Source organism: Vreelandella sp. GE22, assembly GCF_968212445.1.
Genome location: NZ_OZ309110.1, coordinates 2,060,892 through 2,079,357 on the forward strand (window position 1 = coordinate 2,060,892; position 18,466 = coordinate 2,079,357).

General features: G+C 62.8%; 17 protein-coding genes. 3 read left to right on the forward strand and 14 right to left on the reverse strand.

The features are described from left to right. Nucleotides 1–73: 73 nt before the first annotated feature. Genes plsX through ACWHRL_RS09880 form a run of 3 tightly spaced genes read right to left on the reverse strand, consistent with a single transcriptional unit; the run spans nucleotide 74 to nucleotide 1,924 of the window. Nucleotides 74–1,126, reverse strand: a complete 1,053-nt coding sequence (gene plsX, locus ACWHRL_RS09870; protein WP_447893515.1) for a phosphate acyltransferase PlsX — start codon at nucleotides 1,124–1,126, stop codon at nucleotides 74–76. A gap of 42 nt (nucleotides 1,127–1,168) precedes the next feature. Beyond that, nucleotides 1,169–1,339, reverse strand: coding sequence for a 50S ribosomal protein L32 (gene rpmF, locus ACWHRL_RS09875; RefSeq protein ID WP_447528985.1), 171 nt, complete (start codon nucleotides 1,337–1,339; stop codon nucleotides 1,169–1,171). A 36-nt stretch (nucleotides 1,340–1,375) separates the two neighbouring features. Further along, on the reverse strand, nucleotides 1,376–1,924 hold the full coding sequence (locus tag ACWHRL_RS09880; RefSeq protein ID WP_447528986.1) for a YceD family protein: 549 nt from the start codon (nucleotides 1,922–1,924) through the stop codon (nucleotides 1,376–1,378). 211 nt (nucleotides 1,925–2,135) lie between these two features. Here ACWHRL_RS09880 and ACWHRL_RS09885 point away from each other — a divergent pair, with 211 nt between their 5' ends. Further along, entirely contained in the window at nucleotides 2,136–2,738 is a 603-nt protein-coding gene (locus ACWHRL_RS09885; RefSeq protein ID WP_447893516.1) for a Maf family protein, read from the forward strand. A gap of 2 nt (nucleotides 2,739–2,740) precedes the next feature. Here ACWHRL_RS09885 and sppA read toward each other — a convergent pair whose 3' ends face one another. The 3 genes from sppA to ACWHRL_RS09900 are packed head-to-tail and all read right to left on the reverse strand — an operon-like array spanning nucleotide 2,741 to nucleotide 5,496. Further along, complete coding sequence (gene sppA / locus ACWHRL_RS09890; RefSeq protein WP_447893517.1) at nucleotides 2,741–3,850, reverse strand: signal peptide peptidase SppA; 1,110 nt, start codon at nucleotides 3,848–3,850, stop codon at nucleotides 2,741–2,743. 25 nt (nucleotides 3,851–3,875) lie between these two features. Next, nucleotides 3,876–4,544 carry an HAD-IA family hydrolase gene (locus ACWHRL_RS09895; RefSeq protein WP_447893518.1) on the reverse strand — a complete coding sequence of 223 codons (669 nt, stop codon included), beginning with the start codon at nucleotides 4,542–4,544 and terminating at the stop codon, nucleotides 3,876–3,878. 10 nt (nucleotides 4,545–4,554) lie between these two features. After that, the gene (locus ACWHRL_RS09900; protein ID WP_447893519.1) at nucleotides 4,555–5,496 is read right to left on the reverse strand and encodes an RluA family pseudouridine synthase; all 942 of its coding nucleotides are present in this window, start codon (nucleotides 5,494–5,496) and stop codon (nucleotides 4,555–4,557) included. A gap of 685 nt (nucleotides 5,497–6,181) precedes the next feature. Between ACWHRL_RS09900 and rne the strand changes: the two genes are divergently transcribed. Beyond that, nucleotides 6,182–9,445, forward strand: coding sequence for a ribonuclease E (gene rne, locus ACWHRL_RS09905; RefSeq protein WP_447893520.1), 3,264 nt, complete (start codon nucleotides 6,182–6,184; stop codon nucleotides 9,443–9,445). Between the two features lie 76 nt (nucleotides 9,446–9,521). Here the strand turns inward: rne and murB are convergent, their stop codons facing one another. The 7 genes from murB to ACWHRL_RS09940 are packed head-to-tail and all read right to left on the reverse strand — an operon-like array spanning nucleotide 9,522 to nucleotide 17,097. Beyond that, nucleotides 9,522–10,526, reverse strand: a complete 1,005-nt coding sequence (gene murB, locus ACWHRL_RS09910; RefSeq protein ID WP_447893521.1) for a UDP-N-acetylmuramate dehydrogenase — start codon at nucleotides 10,524–10,526, stop codon at nucleotides 9,522–9,524. Between the two features lie 2 nt (nucleotides 10,527–10,528). After that, nucleotides 10,529–10,993, reverse strand: a complete 465-nt coding sequence (locus ACWHRL_RS09915) for a low molecular weight protein-tyrosine-phosphatase (RefSeq protein ID WP_447893522.1) — start codon at nucleotides 10,991–10,993, stop codon at nucleotides 10,529–10,531. Continuing rightward, nucleotides 10,990–11,784 carry a 3-deoxy-manno-octulosonate cytidylyltransferase gene (gene kdsB / locus ACWHRL_RS09920; protein ID WP_447893523.1) on the reverse strand — a complete coding sequence of 265 codons (795 nt, stop codon included), beginning with the start codon at nucleotides 11,782–11,784 and terminating at the stop codon, nucleotides 10,990–10,992. Before kdsB ends, ACWHRL_RS09915 begins: the two co-directional genes overlap by 4 nt. After that, nucleotides 11,784–11,993, reverse strand: coding sequence for a Trm112 family protein (locus tag ACWHRL_RS09925; RefSeq protein WP_447893524.1), 210 nt, complete (start codon nucleotides 11,991–11,993; stop codon nucleotides 11,784–11,786). The genes kdsB and ACWHRL_RS09925 overlap by 1 nt, the downstream gene beginning before the upstream one ends. Then, nucleotides 11,986–13,041 (reverse strand): tetraacyldisaccharide 4'-kinase, encoded by a 1,056-nt coding sequence (gene lpxK, locus ACWHRL_RS09930; protein ID WP_447893525.1) that lies wholly within the window; start codon nucleotides 13,039–13,041, stop codon nucleotides 11,986–11,988. Before lpxK ends, ACWHRL_RS09925 begins: the two co-directional genes overlap by 8 nt. Next, nucleotides 13,038–14,774, reverse strand: a complete 1,737-nt coding sequence (gene msbA, locus ACWHRL_RS09935; protein WP_447893526.1) for a lipid A export permease/ATP-binding protein MsbA — start codon at nucleotides 14,772–14,774, stop codon at nucleotides 13,038–13,040. Before msbA ends, lpxK begins: the two co-directional genes overlap by 4 nt. 55 nt (nucleotides 14,775–14,829) lie before the next feature. Continuing rightward, entirely contained in the window at nucleotides 14,830–17,097 is a 2,268-nt protein-coding gene (locus tag ACWHRL_RS09940; protein ID WP_447528999.1) for a DNA internalization-related competence protein ComEC/Rec2, read from the reverse strand. A 92-nt stretch (nucleotides 17,098–17,189) separates the two neighbouring features. On the opposite strand from ACWHRL_RS09940, the gene ACWHRL_RS09945 reads away from it, so the two are divergent. Next, entirely contained in the window at nucleotides 17,190–17,756 is a 567-nt protein-coding gene (locus ACWHRL_RS09945) for a DUF2062 domain-containing protein (RefSeq protein ID WP_447893527.1), read from the forward strand. Here ACWHRL_RS09945 and ACWHRL_RS09950 read toward each other — a convergent pair. Continuing rightward, nucleotides 17,753–18,466 carry an ABC transporter ATP-binding protein gene (locus tag ACWHRL_RS09950; protein ID WP_447893528.1) on the reverse strand — a complete coding sequence of 238 codons (714 nt, stop codon included), beginning with the start codon at nucleotides 18,464–18,466 and terminating at the stop codon, nucleotides 17,753–17,755. The genes ACWHRL_RS09945 and ACWHRL_RS09950 overlap by 4 nt on opposite strands.

The following is an 18,466-nucleotide window of genomic DNA, read 5'->3' on the forward strand; positions in this document are numbered from 1 at the left end:
CAGCATTACCAGCGCCGACGCAGCGCTTGCCGCGCCACCGCCTGGACCTGCCAATAAACTATTCAATAAACTATCAATGCGTTGTTGTGGTACCCGAGACGCGTGCGCCCTGCTCGTTTAGCAGGCGCTCGATCCGCGCGGGCAAATTTTGCGCCACCTCGTGCAGCGTGCGCTCAATAGCGTAGTAGAAGCCATCGGCCTGGGTACTACCATGGCTTTTGACGACGCTTTTTTTAAGCCCTAAAAGACTCGCACCGTTATAGCGCACCGGATTCAACTCCTGCTTGAGCTGGCGCAATAAAGGCCGAATCAACAGGCTCGCCAAGCGAGCGCGAAAGCGTGACTCGAACGCCACCCGGGCGCGCTCGGCCAGCATCCGGGTCAAGCCCTCGCTGGCCTTGAGGGCCACATTACCGACGAAGCCATCGCAGACGACGACGTCCAGGCTGCCCTGGTAAATGGCATCACCCTCAGCGTAGCCACAGTAGTCGAAACCCAGCGCTGCGCTGCGCTGCTTTAATACGTGGTCGGCTTCGCGCACGCAGGCACTGCCTTTCATGGCTTCGCTTCCCACGTTCAAAAGCGCCACTTTGGGCCGCTCGACCCCATCCAGACACTGCGCCATCGCCGCACCCATGATGGCGAAATCGAAAAGTCTGGCCGGCGGCGAATCCACGTTAGCCCCCAAATCGAGCAGATAGCAGCGCTTTTGCTGCCCGCTGGGAATGGACGCGCTGATTGCCGGACGTGAAAGGCCGTCGAACAACCCGATTTCGCGCCGGGCAAGGGCGACCAGGGCGGCGGTATTGCCCGCGCTTAGCCCCGCCACGGCATCGCCTTCGGCCACGCAGCGCAACATGGCGGCCATACTGGTGGCCTTGCCATGGCGCAGCGCCCAGCCCGCCGTGGCGTCCGGCGAAACCTGTTCTGGCGCATTACTGACCGCCAAACGTGACGTTGCCGCAGCCAAGGGCCGCGGCAAACGTGCTAACTCAGCCGCCAGGTGCTGAGACGGACCAAACAGAACCAGCTCGAGGTCAGGGCGTTCAATCACCGCTCTGGCACAGCCTTCGATGATGGCGCGGGGGCCCTGATCGCCCCCCATGACATCAATCGCCAGGCGCACTGGATACTGGCTCTGCTTTGCCGCTTGAAAGAGGCTCGAGGCTTATACCTCGACCACCTTACGACCGCGGTAGAAACCATCCGGCGCGACGTGGTGGCGCAGGTGTGTCGTACCGGTTTCTTTGTCCTGAGACAGCGTCGGGCCTGTCAGGGCATCGTGGCTACGACGCATGCCGCGCTTGGAACGGGTTTTACGGTTCTTTTGAACTGCCATGAGTAGTTACTCCAAAAGTGGATGGGTAAGTGCTGCTTATTTCTTACCGTCGGATGAATCTTTATCCTTCAAGGCGCCAAGCACCGCAAAAGGATTCGATCGAGGCGCGGGCTCTTCGTCCGCGCCGTCGGTTTTACTGACCAGTTGCTCTGCCGAGACAAAGCACTCTTCCTCGGCGTGGTAGACCACCTGAGGCAAGCTAAGGATCAGCTCGTCTTCGATCACGGTGAGCAGGTCCAGCTGTTCGCGCTCCACCAGCACGGGCTCGTGACTGGCAGGCAGCTCGGACGCCAGCGCCTCGTCGGACACCATGCCCAGAAGAAAGTCGCTGGAGACATCCTGGCTCAACGGCACCAGGCAGCGGCGGCACGCAAGCGAAAGCGTTGCGCGCAACTGGCCACGAATTTCACGGCGACCCTGGGCATCGATACCAAACTCGAGCGATGCATAGCACTCGCCGGTTTGTTCGCCTGCCTCTTCGGCAAGACGTGGCAACTTATCAAGCGCCACTTGGCCTTCGAGTCGTTCGTGGCGGGCTGCAAGCTTGTAAGGCTCAACCCGACTGGGGAGTTGTGAGGTCGACATAGGCGCGCAATGATAGGCACTCGCCGCGGCGCTGTCAAAGCCGTCCCGCCATTTCTTCGCTGTTTTGTGCGCAAACCAGTAAAATACCGCCGCTCCAGCACTTTTAATTAAAATATTTATACGCGCATGCGTTTAGCCAACACTTATCTCACCGCCTCATACGCGCGGGAGCGCATCGTTTAAACGCATCACTTACCCAATGGAGAATGCAGTGCCCGAAACCGCTAACGCCCCCCTAGTACTCGCCTCGAGCTCACGCTTTCGCAAGGCGCTTCTCGACCGTCTGGCGCTTCCTTACCAGTGCTTATCGCCGGATATAGACGAAACGCCCCACGCTGATGAAGCGCCCGAGGCACTGGTGCGCCGGCTGGCGCTGGGCAAAGCCAGCGCCGTTGCCCAGAACTTCCCCCACCACTTGATCATCGGCTCGGATCAGATCGCCCTGTTCGACGGCGAGATTCTCGGTAAGCCGCACACTGCCGAGCGCGCCTGCGCCAACCTGGCCCGTTTTTCCGGCAATAAAGTCACCTTTCTTACCGGCCTTGCGCTGCTGGACACGCGAACCGGCCAAAGCGAGGTGCATGTCGAGCCTTTCGAAGTACTCTTTCGCACGCTCGACGAGGCGGAAATCGCCCGCTACGTCGCGCTCGAGCAGCCGCTGGATAGCGCCGGCAGCTTTCGTATGGAAGGACTTGGGATCACGCTTTTCGAATCACTCAACGGGCGCGACCCCAACGCGCTGATCGGCCTGCCGCTGATCGCGCTTTGCGGGCTTCTCCGCCAAGCGGGCATGGACCCGCTCGGCGAGCGCTAGCGTTAGCGCGCCTGAAAGCGCAGCGGCGACTGAGTGCTTTCAATGCCCAGAATCTCGGCCGCGGCCCCAGTAAAGCGACGGGTAAGACGCTCGAACGGATCGAGGCGAGGTGTGTAATCTTCCCACACCGCCTCGCCCACCTGATCCCGGGCGACCTGTTCCAGGCTTGCCAGCTCGTCGATCAGCCCAAGCTCCATGGCCTGCTCGCCGCTCCAAATAAGCCCCGAGAAAAGCTCGTCGTTTTCGACCAAGCGGCCGTCTCGGCCAGCAACGACGTCGTCGATGAACTGCTGGTGGGTTTGGGTCAACACGCCCTGCCAGAACGCGGCAATGTCTTCATCCACTGGCTGAAAGGGATCCAAAAACGCCTTGTTCTCACCGGCGGTCATCACGCGGCGCTCGACACCCAGCTGATCGATCGCCTCTTGAAAACCGAAACCTGCGTAGATCACGCCGATCGAGCCGACCAGACTCGCCGGCGAGGCGACGATGACATCGGCGGCGGAGGCAATGTAGTAGGCGCCACTGGCGCCGATATCCTCGATGACCGCAATGATCGGCTTATCGCCCTGCTCGCGAAGGCGCATGATTTCGGCGTAGACCCGCTGGGACTGCACCGGGCTTCCACCGGGGCTGTCGATATGCAGCACCACGGCGGTGGCACTGTCGGCCTCCCAGGCCCGGTTGAGCCCTTTGATGATGCGCTCAGCGTTCGCCGGTGAGTCGCCCGCTATAACACCACGTACCTCGACAAGCGCCAGATGCTCCTGGGTCGGCGCGGCGCTGCCGGATTCCGCAAAGAAGGCGCGATACACCGTAAAGAAGATGACCGACAGCACCACCAAGAGGATCAATAGGCGAAAGAAGAGCTTCCAGCGCCGACTGCGGCGCTGTTCGGTGAGCACACCGCCGATCCAGCGATCCATCATCTCGATCTGGGCCAGACGCTGACGCTCGCGAAGCGTTTCGCTGGTATCGTTTGCTGCCCCGGCCGTGCTCTCCTGGCCTTTGGCGGCGCTGACTTCCGGGCCTTGGGTCCAGCGATCCGCCGCGCCTTGCTCATCCAGGCGCCGCCGCGGCCGGCCGTCCTGCTGTTCTTTATCGGTTGCCATCGTCATGTTTCCTGTACGCAGTCGGTTACGAGGTTGCCGGCCTGGTGCCGTCAAGCCAGTTGAAGAGATCATCCACGCTGTGTGCCACCCACTTGGGCTCGCTCGCTTTCAAACGGGCCGGTGTATGCACACCGTAGGTCACCCCGACCCGATCCATACCGATCGCGCGGGCCATTTCCAGATCATACTCGGTATCCCCCACCATCACCGCCCGCGACACGTCGACATCGAGCTCTGTTAAAAGCTCGTTGAGCATTTGCGGGTGGGGCTTGGAGCGGGTTTCGTCGGCGGTGCGGCTTGCGTGAAAAAAACCGCCGCTATGCGTTTGTTCAAAAATACGGTCCAACCCGCGGCGGCTTTTACCCGTTGCCACCGCCAGCCGCTGACCGGGCGTTGAGCGCAGGCGCTCGAGCCCTTCTTCGACCCCGTCGAAAAACGGCATGGGCGTGGTGTTCAGATGTACGAAGTGGTGCGAGTAGCGCTGCCTGAGGGTCTCGGCCTGGGCGGGTCGAATGCCCGGGCAGAGAGTCGCAATCGCTTCGGGAAGGCCCAAGCCGATGATGTTTTCGATATCGCTCACCGCGAGCTCGCCCCACTCGGCTTCCAGAGCGGCGGCCTGCATACAGGCGACGATTTTCGGCACCGAGTTCATCAGCGTGCCGTCCCAATCGAAAATGATGAGTTCATAGCGCATGGATCGCTCCTTAACGGCGCGCGCGAGCAAGCGCGGATTCCAGTGCCTCGGGCAGCGGCGCCTTTACCGTGACCGGGCGCCCGTTACCCGGCTCGGGAAAGGTCAACGCGCGAGCGTGAAGAAAAAGCCGTTCGACCTTGAGCTGGCGCGTCATGTAATTACTCTCTTTAGTGGCGTACTTGTCATCGCCCAAAAGCGCGTGGCCTGCGTAAGTGGCGTGCACGCGAATCTGATGGGTGCGCCCGGTCACGGGCTCGGCCTCGATCAGCGTGGCCTTCTCGAAGGTTTCGAGCACCTGGAAGTGAGTGCGCGAGACCTTGCCGTTCGGGTCGACCCGCACGCGACGCTCGCCGTTACCGGCATCATAACGATCCAGCCGGGCACTGACGTAGGTCTTGCGCGCCGGCCAGCGCCCGCTGACCAGCGCCACGTAGCGCTTGTCCATGCCGTGCTTTTTAAGCGACTCGTTTAAAGTGACCAGCGCCTCGCGGGATTTGGCCAGAAGAAGGCAGCCAGACGTGTCGCGGTCGAGCCGGTGGACAAGCTCCAAAAAGCTCAGGTCATCACGCACCTGCCTAAGCGCCTCGATCAAACCGATCTTCACCCCACTACCGCCATGGACCGCCAGCCCCGAAGGCTTGTTAAGTACCATCCAGTCCGGGCCTTCCATGATGACGCTCCCGATCAGCAAGTCGCGCAGGTTGTCGCTCACCTCTTTTTGCGCCTCCCTGGGCGCCAAACGCAGCGGCGGCACTCGAACCAGATCGCCGGAGGTCAGCCGGTAGTCGACCTTGACGCGCTTTTTGTTAACGCGCACCTCACCTTTACGCACGATGCGATAGATCAAGGCGCGGGGCGCCCCTTTTAAACGGGTCATCAAAAAATTATCGATACGCTGACCCGCCTGTTCCGGGGCGATCTCCACCCACTGTACTTCACGCCCTTCGGCCATCGCCGCATGCTCCTGGTCGGTTTTTACAATATCCGGCTAAAGCGCCATTCTAACGTAGTGCTCGAGCCATTGCGTCAATTGCTGGCGGTTGGCTTTACTGTTATATTCGAGGCGGCTCATTGGTATGGCGTGACCCACCGTAAGGTCAGCCCGACGAACGCTGCGGTCATCGCGTTTTAAGCGCCCCGCCTGTCGTCTTACGCCATACGCAAGCGCCTGCCCGACTAACACGCAGGCCCGAGCAAAGGTTTAATGGATTAGTGTACGCATTACCCATAACCGAAGGTTAGAAATGAAGGACCTCTACCGTTTTCCAAACGATAGAGTCCATGGCGCTACCTGATTGGCCGCCATGAGTGATTTGAAGACACGTAACGCCCAAGGCCGAGTCGCTTTGCTGCACCTTCTCGACCTTGGGCGTCAGGATCAACGCTGTGCCGATACCGGCGTTGACGAATCGATGAATGCCAGGTGTTGGCGGTGTCAGCAGGGCCGGATGGACGCACAAGCCACCGAAACACGTCCTGCCTCCGCCACGTACTCAACGCCCACCAACCGTCGGGCCACCACGCCCCCGGTTCAATGCGTCAGCATAGCCATGCGCCGAGCACAAGCACGCAGCAAAAGCGATTCGTCGACGCTACCGCCTTGACGGCGTATCGGTGCACACGCTTTGCGAGACACCATGAAAAGAATGCTCATCAACGCAACCCAGCCCGAAGAGCTGCGGGTTGCGCTCGTCGACGGTCAGCGCCTGTACGATCTGGATATCGAATCCGGCGCGCGCGAACAGAAAAAAGCCAACATCTACCGCGGCAAAATCACCCGCGTCGAGCCCTCGCTCGAAGCAGCGTTCGTCGATTTCGGCGCCGAACGCCACGGCTTTTTGCCGCTTAAAGAGATTTCCCGGGAATATTTCCTCAAGGACGTTTCCGGTCGGCCCAGCATCAAGGAAGTCCTGAAAGAGGGACAGGAAGTCATCGTTCAGGTCGATAAAGAGGAGCGCGGCAACAAAGGGGCGGCGCTGACCACCTTTATCAGCCTGGCCGGACGCTTTTTAGTGCTAATGCCTAACAACCCCCGGGCCGGCGGCATTTCGCGGCGCATCGAGGGTGACGATCGCAGTCAGCTAAAAGACGCCATGTCGCAGATGACCGTGCCGGACAAGATGGGCCTGATCGTGCGCACCGCTGGTATCGGCCGAAGCGCCGAAGAACTTCAGTGGGACCTGGACTACCTCGCCCAGGTGTGGGAATCGGTGACCGCGGAAGCCTCCAAACGCCCGGCACCGTTTCTGGTCTACCGTGAATCCAATGTGATCATCCGCGCCATGCGCGACTACCTGCGCCAGGACATCGGCGAGGTATTGATCGATAGCCCCGAGATCCACGCCGAGGCGCTGAGCTTCATCCGCCAGGTAATGCCCTCCTACCAGCAGAAGATCAAGCTTTATACCGACGAAGTGCCGCTGTTCTCGCGCTTTCAGATCGAATCGCAGATCGAAACCGCCTATCAGCGCGAAGTGAAGCTGCCCTCCGGCGGCTCGATCGTGATCGACCACACCGAAGCGCTGGTCTCCATCGATATCAACTCGGCGCGGGCCACCCGGGGCAGCGACATCGAAGAGACCGCCCTGCAGACCAACTCCGAGGCCGCCGACGAGATCGCCAGGCAGCTGCGCCTGCGCGATATCGGGGGCCTGGTGGTCATCGACTTCATCGACATGGGCCCGGCACGCAATCAGCGCGAAGTGGAAAACCGCATGCGCGACGCGCTCAAGCTGGACCGGGCGCGGGTTCAGATCGGGCGAATTTCCCGCTTTGGCCTGATGGAAATGTCGCGCCAGCGCCTGCGCCCCTCGCTTGGCGAAACCAGCGGCGTGGTTTGCCCGCGCTGTAATGGCCAGGGCACCATTCGCGATGTGCGTTCGCTGTCGCTCTCGATCATGCGCTTGATCGAGGAAGAAGCCATGAAAGAGCGTAGCGCCCAAATCCGCGCCATTTTGCCGGTGCCGGTCGCCACCTATCTGCTGAACGAAAAGCGCAGCGTGCTCGCCGATATCGAAGCGCGTCAGGACGTTCGCGTAGTGCTGCTACCCAATCCGGACATGGACACGCCGCACTACGACGTGCAGCGCCTACGTAACGACCACCTCGACGAAGACGAAAGCCATACGCTTTCAAGCTACGAGCTGTCCGTGGATACCGAGGTCGGTAAAGAGCCCGACGCAAGCTTCGCGCCGCCAGCCCAGCGCGCCGAAGCCGCGGTCAAGACCGTAACCCATAACGCGCCGGCGCCGGCGTCGCTGCAAAACGAAGAACCCCCGGCCAGCAGCGCTAAAGTCGAGAGCGCTGATAGCGCCGAGACCGGCGTACTGGGCCGCTTGATCCGCGGCTTTGCCAAGCTCCTCGGTAGCGACGATACCGCAAGCCCCGAGAGCAAGCCGGCTGCCGAACCCGCTGCCCGCAAGACGCAAAGCAGCGAGCGCGGCGGCGAGCGCGCCAACAAGCCCGCCCGCGAGAGACGCCCGGAAAGCGCCACACCGCGAAGCGAGTCGAGCGCCTCCGATGCGCGCAGCGCCGCCCCCGCGAAGAGCCAGGACGACGCCAGCGACAAGCGTAGCGGCCCGAGCCGCTCGCGCAATCGCCGCCGTAACGCCCCGGGCAGCGAGCAGAAACAGGGCGAAAACGCCACCAAACCCGGGCGCCAAAGCGAGCGCGAGGCCGAGCAGAGCGAAGCCAGCGCCCCGGCGCCGCAAAACAAGCGCTCGGACAGCCGCCGCGACAAGCCCCGGGACGCTGGCAAGGACAACGCCAAAGAGACGCCCCAGGAAAATGGCCGAGCCAACAAGCCTAAAAGCGAATCGAACCGTGGCGCCAAGGAGTCCGAGCCCAAGCAGGAAGCCAAAGCCGAGACGAAACCCGAGGCCCAGCAGGACGCCCCCAAAGACGACGGCAAACCCAAGCGTACGCGCAACAACCCGCGTAACCGCTCGCGCAAGCAGGCCGTCAACCCAAAAGCCGAAGCCGAGCAGCTAGCGCTTCAAGCCGAAGCCGCCAAGGCGACAGCGCCGGAGGATACAGGCAGCGACGCCTCGAGCCCGGTTAGCGAGCCAGTCGCCGCCCAGGTAGCCGAGGAGAAAACGCCGGAAAGCGTCGAGCCGACGACCGAAGCAGCCGTTGAAGCGCCGGCCGAGAACGCCGCTGATGATACCTCTGGCCAGGCGGTCCCGAGCGAAACGCTCGAGTCGCCCACGGCCAAAGCGGCGCCGGTAGCCGAGGCCGACAAGCCCGTCGACGACGCCAAACCCGACGCGGTCGAGCAGGCCGAAGAGGTCAAAGCAACCACCGCCCCCGCCGTGGAAGCCGAAACCGAACACCGGGTCGAGCAAGACGGTGCGCCGACAAGCGCTCAGGATGAGGTAACCCATGAAGTGCCCCAGCCTGCAGAAGCCACGCTAGCCGAAGAAACCACTCAGGCTGAAACCCTCGAGCAAAACGCCGCTCCACAAGCGCTCGAGACCGAGCCCGCCAAGCCCGTTGCGGCTGACGAGCAGCGTGAAAACGCCGCGCCCGCCGAGGAGCAGGCGCCTGTCGAGGAGACGCGCGAGCCGCACGTCGAAGCCGAGGCAGCGCCGCAACAGCGCGAAGCCGACCAGGCGACGGATGCGCCCTTGACGTCCTCGGAAAGCGAGCAAGCCAGGCCGTCTACGCTGGCCGAGGCCGCACCGCTTGAGCAAGCGTCGGAAGAGACAGAGCCCACCGCGGCCACTGACATGGACGAAGCACAAAAGCGCTCTGACGATATGGCCGACAAGGTCGAGGCTTCCGACCAGGCAAGCCAGCCTCAGGATGAGGACGCCAGCCCCACAACGGCGCCCAAGCGCCGCCGGCGGGCACATAACGACCCGCGTGAAAAGCGCAAGCAAGGCAGCACCGGCCAGGAGTAAACCGCGTGCGCAAAAAAACCCCGCCTGGCGCGGGGTTTTTTTATGCCTTACAAAAGTGCCGGTTTCACCAACGGCGCTAGACCACCCGCGGCTCCGGCTCCAGGGTAACGCCAAAGCGTTGGCGCACCGTTTCCATGATGCGCCGGGCAAAGCTTAAAAGCTCCTCGCGGGTACCACCGCCAAAGTGAACCAGCACCAGCGCCTGACGCGCGTGTACGCCAAATGCGCCTTCGCGGCTACCCTTGAGCCCACACTGGTCGATCAACCAGCCGGCCGCCAGCTTGCAACGCCCGTCCGGCTGGGGGAAGCTCGGCATGTCCGGGTAGCGCTCGGCTAGCGCCTTCGCCGCCGGGGCCTCGACCACCGGATTTTTGAAGAAGCTCCCGGCATTGGCAAGCGTTGCCGGGTCCGGAAGCTTTTCTCGGCGTACACTGCCCACCGCTTGCGCCACCTCCAGCGGGCCGGCGCTGGCGGGTACGCGGCGGGCCAGATCGCCGTAACCAAGCCGGGGAGCGCCATCGCGGGTAAGCTTGAGCGCCAAGCGAGTAATGGCCACTTTTCCACTCAGCGCGTTTTTGAATACGCTATCGCGATAGCCAAAGCCGCACGCCTGGGGCGTTAACCAGTAAGCGCGCTGGCTGGCAAGCTCCATGACCTGGACACCTTCGATCACGTCCTTGAGCTCGACCCCGTAAGCGCCAATATTTTGTACCGGTGCAGCGCCGCAGTTGCCGGGGATCAGCGCCAGGTTTTCGATCCCCCACCAGCCCCGCGCGGCAAGCGCCATGACCAGCTCATGCCAATTGACGCCGGCGCCGGCGAACACGGTGGCCTCGCGCCCGCGGGTCTCTATCCACCACTGGTCGAAGGCCAGCGTCACCGCCGCGCCCTCGAAACGTTCGGGCAACAGCACGTTGCTGCCACCACCCAGTAGCGTGATCGCCAGGTTGTTTGCGCGGCACTGTTCGAGCACGCCGCGTAGTTCGTTGAGCGTGGCCGGACGAGCGCCAAAGGCCGCCTGGCAGGGAAGCTTCAGCGTATTGGCAAGGGTCAGGTCCACCCGGGGGGTTAGATAGGCCACCCTCACCCCTTCCTGATAGCGTCGAGAAGGCCCTGACAGGCCGACTCGATCAGATCCAGCACGTGCTCGAAGGCCTCCTCGCCCCCGTAGTAAGGGTCCGGCACCTCGGCCTCGATGCTATCGGCGTAGGACAGAAAAAGCGCCGTGCGGGCGCGGCTATCCTGGGGCACCCGCGCGCGAATGGCGTCCATGTTGGCGTGGTCCATCCCCAATACGTAGTCGAAGTGGCTGAAATCCTCGACGCTTAGCTTTCGAGCACGCAGATGGCCGATATCCACACCACGGCGGCTGGCCGCTTGCTGGGCGCGCGCATCCGGGGCCTTACCCAGGTGCCAATCGCCCACGCCGCAAGAGTCCACTTCTATTTCACTTTGCAAACCCGCCTCGTTCAGTGCCTTTTGAAAAAAGCCTTCGGCGCTGGGCGAGCGGCAAATGTTTCCTAAACAGACGAACAGTACCCGCGTCATTGAGACTCCGCTTGGTCGATGAGTAAGCGCACCTTGGCCAGATCCTCAAAGGTATCCACCCCGGCAGGGTTGGGCTCGCAAGCAAGCGCTACCTGGATGATGTAGCCATGCTGAAGCGCGCGTAGCTGCTCGAGCTGCTCGAGGTGTTCGAGCTGCGAAGGCACCATGCTCTGGTAAGCGCTCAAAAAGCTTGCCCGGTAAGCGTAAATGCCGATGTGCCTGAGCCAGGCATCGGTATTCAAAAGGCTCGGCTTTTGCGCAAACTGCTCCCGGTCCCAGGGAATCGGCGCGCGGGAGAAGTAGAGCGCCCGCCCGGCGTGGGTGCGAACGAGCTTCACCACGTTGGGATTGAAAAGCGTCTCGATATCGTGGATAGGCTCGGCCAGGGTGGCCATGGCGGCGTCGGCATCGCACGCCAAACGCTCGGCCACCTGATCGATCAGCGCCGGGGGAATCAGCGGCTCATCGCCCTGTACGTTGACCAGCAGCGTATCGCCTGCAAGCCCTAAAATATCCGCCACCTCGGCCAGCCGGTCCGTCCCGGAGAGATGATCGTCCCGGGTCATGACCACCTCGGCCCCATAGGGCAAAAGTGCCGCCTCGATGCGCGCATCGTCGGTCGCCACCACGACACGGCGGGCAAGGCTTAGACAGGCGCGGCGCCATACGTGGGCCACCATGGGCTCACCGGCGATCTCCATGAGCGGTTTACCGGGCAGCCGCGAGGAGTTAAACCGCGCGGGAATGACGACGATAAAGTCGACCCTCGGATCGGTCGTTGGTACCGTCATCACGCCTGCCCTGTACGCCCCGGTGAGCGGTTGAGCTTCTCGTCGGCGCTAAGCACCCGCGCCTCTTCCGGCAGCATCACCGGAATGTCTTCTTTAATCGGGTAGGCCAGACCGTCGTAGTGGCAGGTAAGCTCCTGCGCCTCGCGGTCGTAGTCGAGTTTACCGGTGCAGAGTGGGCAAACCAGCATTGCCAAGAGTTCCTTATCCATGAGCGCCTTCCTCGTCTGTGTTCGTCGATAGTGATCTATTCGTAGGCCGCGTTGCCAGCTTTTCGAGCAGCCAGGCTTCGAATTCCCCGGGCAGCTCGGCGTCGACTTCCAGCGCCCAGCTGTCAAAGGGAACGAGCGATTGACACTTTACCGCGTCCTTGGCCGTCATCACGAGCGCACGCTTGGACGTAAAGTCGAAGGTACGGGCCGTAAATGTCTGATGGTCTGCAAGCGGGTGCATCTCACCCGCTACGTTAAGTGTTTCGAGGGTTTTAAAAAAGCGCGCGGGGTTGCCGATACCCGCCACGGCGTGAACCGGCAACTTGAACGGCAGCGGTGTCAGTGCCGCGTGCTCACCGGTGCTTACCCGCCGCCACCGCGCCGGCGCCAGCGTCATCGGTACCGCCTCGACCGGAAGCGCCTCGGCCAAATCGCCATTGGCGATCACCGCATCCACGCTTGAAAGGCGCTGGGCCGGCTCGCGAAGCGGCCCGGCGGGCAGGCAGTGCTGGTTGCCAAGCCCCCGGGCGCCGTCGACGACCACCAGCTCAATATCCCGGGCCAACGCCAAGTGCTGCAGGCCATCGTCGCTGATCACGATATCGCACCCCAGCTCGATCAGCTTTTTAGCCCCGCGCGCGCGCTTGGGGTCCGCCACCACCGGCGCACCGGCTTGTTTGAAAAGCATCAGGGGCTCGTCACCGCTATGGGCGGGGCTGGTGGTATCACTCACCACCAGCGGGTAGCGCGGTGCGCGGCCGCCGTAGCCGCGGGTCACTACACCGGGGCGCCAGCCGTGACGCTGGAGCAGATTGACAAGCCAAGCCACCAGCGGCGATTTGCCGGTGCCGCCCAGGGTGATATTGCCCACCACGATGACCGGCACGGGCGCCCGCCAAATGGGCTTTTTACCCGACGTATAAGCGTGGAGGCGTCGCGCCATCACCGTGGCGTAGAGCGCGCCCAGCGGGTACAGCGGTACAAGCCACGGCGCCTGTCGGGCGGTTTTTTTATAAATGCCCTCCAGCCAGCGGCTTGCAAAGCTCACACGTGCTCCTGAAACTGCATTTGATGAAGGCCGGCGTAGGCCCCGCGCTTTTCCAGCAGCGCCTGATGGGTGCCCTCTTCGATCACGCGCCCCTGGTCCATGACGAGTATTCGGTCCGCGCGCTCGATGGTCGACAGGCGGTGGGCGATCACCAGCGTCGTGCGGCCTTGGCAAACGTGTTCCAGCGCCTTTTGAATGTAGCGCTCGGACTCGGAGTCGAGCGCCGAGGTCGCCTCGTCGAAGACCAGAATCGGCGAATCCTTGAAGATCGCCCGCGCAATGGCCAAGCGCTGGCGCTGTCCGCCGGAGAGCATCAAGCCGTTCTCGCCCACCACGGTGTCATAGCCCTGGGGCAGTTTTTCGATGAACTCGCTGGCGTAGGCGGCCTCGGCGGCCTGTTTCACCTTTTCAAGATCCGGATCGTCCACGCCGTAGGCGATGTTGGCCGCGATACTTGCGTTGAACAGCGTCACCTGTTGCGAAACGATGGCGATCTGCTGGCGCAGCCCGCTTAGTGCGTACTCATCGGCGCTCACGCCATCGATTAAAATACGCCCTTCGGTGGGCCGGTAAAAGCGCGGCAGAAGCCCCACCAGCGTCGATTTACCGCCACCGGAGCGGCCAACGATCGCGACCATTTCCCCCGGCGGTATATGTAAGTTGATATCGTGGAGCACGTCGGGCTGGTCGGTGTCGTAGCGAAAGCTCACCCCTTCGATGCGCACGTCGCCTTTCAAGCCCTTCGCTTCCCGCGTGCCGTTATCCGGCTCGACGCTTAGGTCCATCACCCCGAAAAGCTCGGCGGCGGCGGCCAAGCCCTTTTGAATGTCGCCGTTGATTTCGGTGAGCTGGCGCACCGGCTTGATCATCAGGGCGGCGGCGGTGATGAAGGCGACGAACTCGCCCGGCGTCATATCCGCCATGAAGGCGGGCGCCATGGCAAGCCACACCAATAGCGCCATGGAGACCGCCACCAGCATCAAAATCACCGGCGAGCTGACCGCCCGGGTCATCGCCTGCTTCATGCTTTGGCGGCGATTCTCTTCACTGGCCTTCTCGAAGCGCTGCTTTTCGAAGGCTTCGGCGCCATGGGTACGCACCACTCGGTAGCCGGACAGCGCTTCGGATGCCACGTGGGTTACGTCGCCCACGGAATTCTGGATGCGTTTGGAAATCTTGCGAAAGCGCTTGCTCACGAAACTCACCACGACCGCGATCACCGGCGTCACGCCCAAAAACAGCAGCGTGAGCATCCAGTTGGTCCAAAGCAGATAAAGCACCAGCCCGATGACGAATAGCCCTTCACGCAGAATCACGGTGACCGCATTGGTCGCCGCTCCCGCCACCTGCTCGACGTGGTAGGTCACCCGCGACACAAGATGCCCGCTCGAGTGCTGGTCGAAAAAACGCCCGGGCAGATGCAGCATATGATCGAACACATCGCAGCGCAGGGTATGGATCACGTAGCGCCCCACGTAGGCCATGTAATAGGTGCTTAAAAACGTGCCGATCCCGCGGGAGGCGAACATCAGTACGACGAACAACGGCAAAAAGAAGCGAAACGCCGCGTCCGGATTTTGAATTCCATCGATCAGGCGCTTCATCATCTCGGCCAGCGCCGTACTGGAGGCGGCGTAAATCAAAAAGCCGATGATCGCCAGCGCGAACATTTTCCAGTGCGGCTTTACGTAGCTCAGCAAGCGTTTATACAACACCCAACTCGAATCGGTCACACGGGCTCCTGGCGTGATGTGCAGTGCGCAGGATTCTACCTTAAGGCGCCGCGTATCAACACCGCTTACGCCCTCCATCGATGCCGCGCTGCGCCGACACTTCGACCTCACGGCCCGCTTTTAGATAAAACGTCAGCGCCCCGTGCTGGGCGGTGCTCCAAAGACAGCTGCCGTTTCGTCGAAAACGGCGCACGACGTCATCCACCGGATGGCCGAAAGCGTTATCCCGCCCGGCGCTGAACACCACGTGCTGGGGGCGGCTGGCGCGGACGAACTGAACGCCGGAGCTTGTGCGGCTACCGTGATGCCCTGCGACCAGCACGCTTATGGGTGATTCGATGTCGCCCACCAGGCGCCGCTCGGTGTCACGACCCACGTCACCGGTAATCCAAAGCCGGTGCTCCCCAATGCTGACCTCCAGCACACAGGAGCGCTCGTTGTGGGTTAGCTGATTCTCCCCCGCCGGCGGCCAAAGCACGCGATAACTGACGCCGTCGTGCTCTTCGTGCTGGCCTCTTACGCAGTGCTCGAACGAAACGGGCAAGGCCTCGCCTTGGGGCGCCAGCCACTGTGCGGCGCGGTGTTCGCGCATCAGGGCCGCCACCCCGCCGGCGTGGTCGATGTCGCTGTGGCTGACCATCACCCGATCGAAGCGCTGACCCGGCGCCCAAAGCGTCTCCAGCGGCATGAAGCCGCTTTGAAAGCGTGGACCGGTGTCGTAAAGCATGCGCCAGGACGCGCTCTCGAGCTCGACCAGTTGCCCCTGGCCCACATCGAATACAGTGACGCGTAAAACGCCCGGCGCCAAAGCGCTTGGCTGATGCGTCAAGACAAGCGCGGCGGTCACCAGCAGCGCCGCCGCGCGCAGCCAACGCGGCACGAAGGCAAGCCCAAAGCAAAGCGCCACGAGCAACAGTGCCGCCGCCAGCGGCAGCTTGAGCGACGCCGAGGGCTCCCAAAGCGGCGCCGCGCCGAGGGTCAGGCTCAACAGTCCATGAAAAACGCCGAGCGCCTGCTCGAAGCCCCACCACACGAACACGCCGACGTAGGGAAGCGGCGCCAACAGCCAGCCAAGTAGTGCCAGCGGTACCATGAGCGAGCTGACCCAGGGGACAGCCAGCAGATTCACCAGCGGCGCGCCCGGGGCTACCCGGCCAAAAGCGATCAGGACCGCCGCCGCCATGAGCGGCGCCAGCAGTAGCTGGGTGCGCACCAGCGCCCAGCACCAGCCTTTCACCCCGGAAGGCCGGGCGCGGCCCTGCCAAATAACGATAAGCCACCCGACCGCGACAAAGGAGAGCCAAAGCCCGGGGCGCCAAAGGGCCAGCGGGTCGAGCAACACGATCAACAAAAGCGCCAGCCACCAGGCCTGCCAGGGCCCGGGCGCGTGACGCCCGCTCAGCACCCAGAGCCCGAGCAGCGTCATCACCATGGCACGCATGGCAGGCGGCCCCATACCGGCCAGTAAGGCATAGCCCACGCAGGCGGCCCCCGCCGCCCACCAGGGCCAGGCACGCAGCCGCCAGTCGAGCGGGGTGAGCAGGCGTGCCGCGAACCGGGCGACCAGCAAAACCAACGAAGCGATCAGCCCCACGTGCAGCCCGGAGATCACCACCAGGTGCGTCGTGCCGGTGGCGTTCAATAGCGCCCAATCGTCCTGGGTCAGTTGAGAGCTCTCGCCCAGCGTAAGCGCGGCCAGCCAGCGCCTGGTTCGATCAGAAAGGTCGGTGTCCGCGATTTTCGCAAGTGCGCGCTTTTTAAGCGTCGAGCGTGCGTCTTTCAAGCGAAGCGGTGCGGGGCTTTCACGTACGTAGCCCGTCGCGTGGATGCCCTCGCGCCAGAGCCATCGGGCGTAGTCGAAGGTATTGGGGTTGGTAAAACCGCGCGGTGGGCGCAGTCTAAGCGTCAGTCGCCACTGCTCGCCGGCTTGATACGATATATCGCTGTAAGTCGTGACACGCACGCGTTTGAGCGACTCGCAGCTCAAGCGATGGGGCGGGCTTTCGCACCGGTCAACGCGCAGCGTCAGCCGCGTCGCACCCGCCAGGGGCTTAACGCTATCGACGCGCGCCTCGACCAGGAGATCCTCGCCACCAAGCCCTGCGGGGAGCGCGCGCTGCCACTCAACTTGAATCCCCACGAACACCCAGGCACCGATCAAAAGCAGGGCCAACGCGCGCGGCGCGCGGTTGATCATCAAAAGCGCGGCCAGCAGGAGCGCGCCGATGGCCACGCCCAAATGCCCGCCGGGGCCGCTTAGCCATGCTAAAAGCGCCCCGCCAAGCGCTGCCACCGCCGCCGGTATGATCCCCCCTGCCCGCATCGTCCCCTCCGTGGCCGGCGTTCAACGCTCGGCGTAGCCTAACCGCCGCGCGATGTGGATAATAGAGCGCACTATTTCAAAGAGTAACCGACATGCCGCGCCGTTTCCTGCAGCGCTACATGCCCAAGCCCGATACGTTAAGGCGCCAGCGCTCGCTTCGCTTCATGGCGCCCTTGATTGCCGACCCCGGATTGTGGCTCTTGACCCGCAGAAGTGTCGCCAACGCCTTTAGCGTCGGGCTTTTCTGCGCCATGCTGCCCATCCCGCTGCAGATGATGGTCGCGGCACTGGGTGCGCGCATCGGGCGCTGCAACCTGGCGCTTTCGGTGAGTCTGGTCTGGATTACCAATCCGCTGACCATGCCGGTGATCTTTTATTTCAACTATCGGGTGGGAACGTTTTTGATGGGCGCGCCGGTGCGCGAGGCACCGTCACGTATTTCGACCCGCTGGCTGGCCGAGCAGATGCACGACCTGCTTCCGCCTCTTTTTCTAGGCTCTATCGTGACAGCGGTGATTCTCGCCGTGGCGGCCAACGTGGTCATTCGGCTGATCTGGCGCTGGCACGTCTCGCAAAGCTGGAAGCGCCGCCGGCTCAAACGCCAGCAGCGCCGGGCGACCATAGAAGCCGAACTGGACGAGCAGGACGAAGCGCCCTAAACGGGCGCTGTCACTTCCTCTTGCAGCCTTCCTGCATTGAGACGCATGACCCGGTCCTGGTGGGCCGCCAGGGCCACGTCGTGGGTCACGATCACGAACGCACAGGCACTCTCTCGGGCAAGCTCATCCATCAGGCTTAAAATAGTGCTGGCGGTGGTTTGATCCAAATTGCCAGTGGGTTCGTCCATCAGCACCAGGCTTGGGTCGGTCACAAGTGCCCGGGCGATTGCCACGCGCTGGCGCTCGCCGCCGGAAAGCTCGCCGGGCTTGTGATCTGCCCGCGCCTTCATCCCAACCCGCTCCAGAATCGTCATCGCCCGCTCTTCGGCGGCTTTTTTACGCTGGCCCCGAATGATCAAGGGAAACGCCGCGTTCTCGACGGCGCTGAACTCGGCCAGCAGATGGTGAAACTGGTATACAAAGCCAATATAGCGATTACGAAAGCGGCCCAGCTGCGTTTCATTGAGCCCGGCCAGGGATTCGTCGGCGATCATCACGCTGCCCTCGCTTGGCCGGTCCAGCCCGCCCAGCATATTCAGCAACGTGGTTTTACCGGAACCGGAGCTACCCACCACGGCGACGCGCTCGCCGGCGCGCACCTCGAGATTGAGCTGATCCAGCACCGTCAACTCCTGGGGGCCGACGCTATATACGCGGGTCAGGTTCTGGCAGGAAAGCATGACCGGAGCCTGGGAAATCGTTGAGTTCAT

Excerpts from the sequence above, each read along its gene's own strand:
- ACWHRL_RS09940 (WP_447528999.1), bottom strand. The coding sequence starts at position 17,097 with ATGCGGGCAGGGGGGATCATACCGGCGGCGGTGGCAGCGCTTGGCGGG.
- rne (WP_447893520.1), top strand. The coding sequence starts at position 6,182 with ATGAAAAGAATGCTCATCAACGCAACCCAGCCCGAAGAGCTGCGGGTT.
- ACWHRL_RS09945 (WP_447893527.1), top strand. The coding sequence starts at position 17,190 with ATGCCGCGCCGTTTCCTGCAGCGCTACATGCCCAAGCCCGATACGTTA.
- ACWHRL_RS09880 (WP_447528986.1), bottom strand. The coding sequence starts at position 1,924 with ATGTCGACCTCACAACTCCCCAGTCGGGTTGAGCCTTACAAGCTTGCA.
- rpmF (WP_447528985.1), bottom strand. The coding sequence starts at position 1,339 with ATGGCAGTTCAAAAGAACCGTAAAACCCGTTCCAAGCGCGGCATGCGT.
- kdsB (WP_447893523.1), bottom strand. The coding sequence starts at position 11,784 with ATGACGGTACCAACGACCGATCCGAGGGTCGACTTTATCGTCGTCATT.
- sppA (WP_447893517.1), bottom strand. The coding sequence starts at position 3,850 with ATGGCAACCGATAAAGAACAGCAGGACGGCCGGCCGCGGCGGCGCCTG.
- ACWHRL_RS09950 (WP_447893528.1), bottom strand. The coding sequence starts at position 18,466 with ATGAACTCAACGATTTCCCAGGCTCCGGTCATGCTTTCCTGCCAGAAC.
- ACWHRL_RS09925 (WP_447893524.1), bottom strand. The coding sequence starts at position 11,993 with ATGGATAAGGAACTCTTGGCAATGCTGGTTTGCCCACTCTGCACCGGT.
- ACWHRL_RS09895 (WP_447893518.1), bottom strand. The coding sequence starts at position 4,544 with ATGCGCTATGAACTCATCATTTTCGATTGGGACGGCACGCTGATGAAC.
- ACWHRL_RS09900 (WP_447893519.1), bottom strand. The coding sequence starts at position 5,496 with ATGGCCGAAGGGCGTGAAGTACAGTGGGTGGAGATCGCCCCGGAACAG.
- ACWHRL_RS09915 (WP_447893522.1), bottom strand. The coding sequence starts at position 10,993 with ATGACGCGGGTACTGTTCGTCTGTTTAGGAAACATTTGCCGCTCGCCC.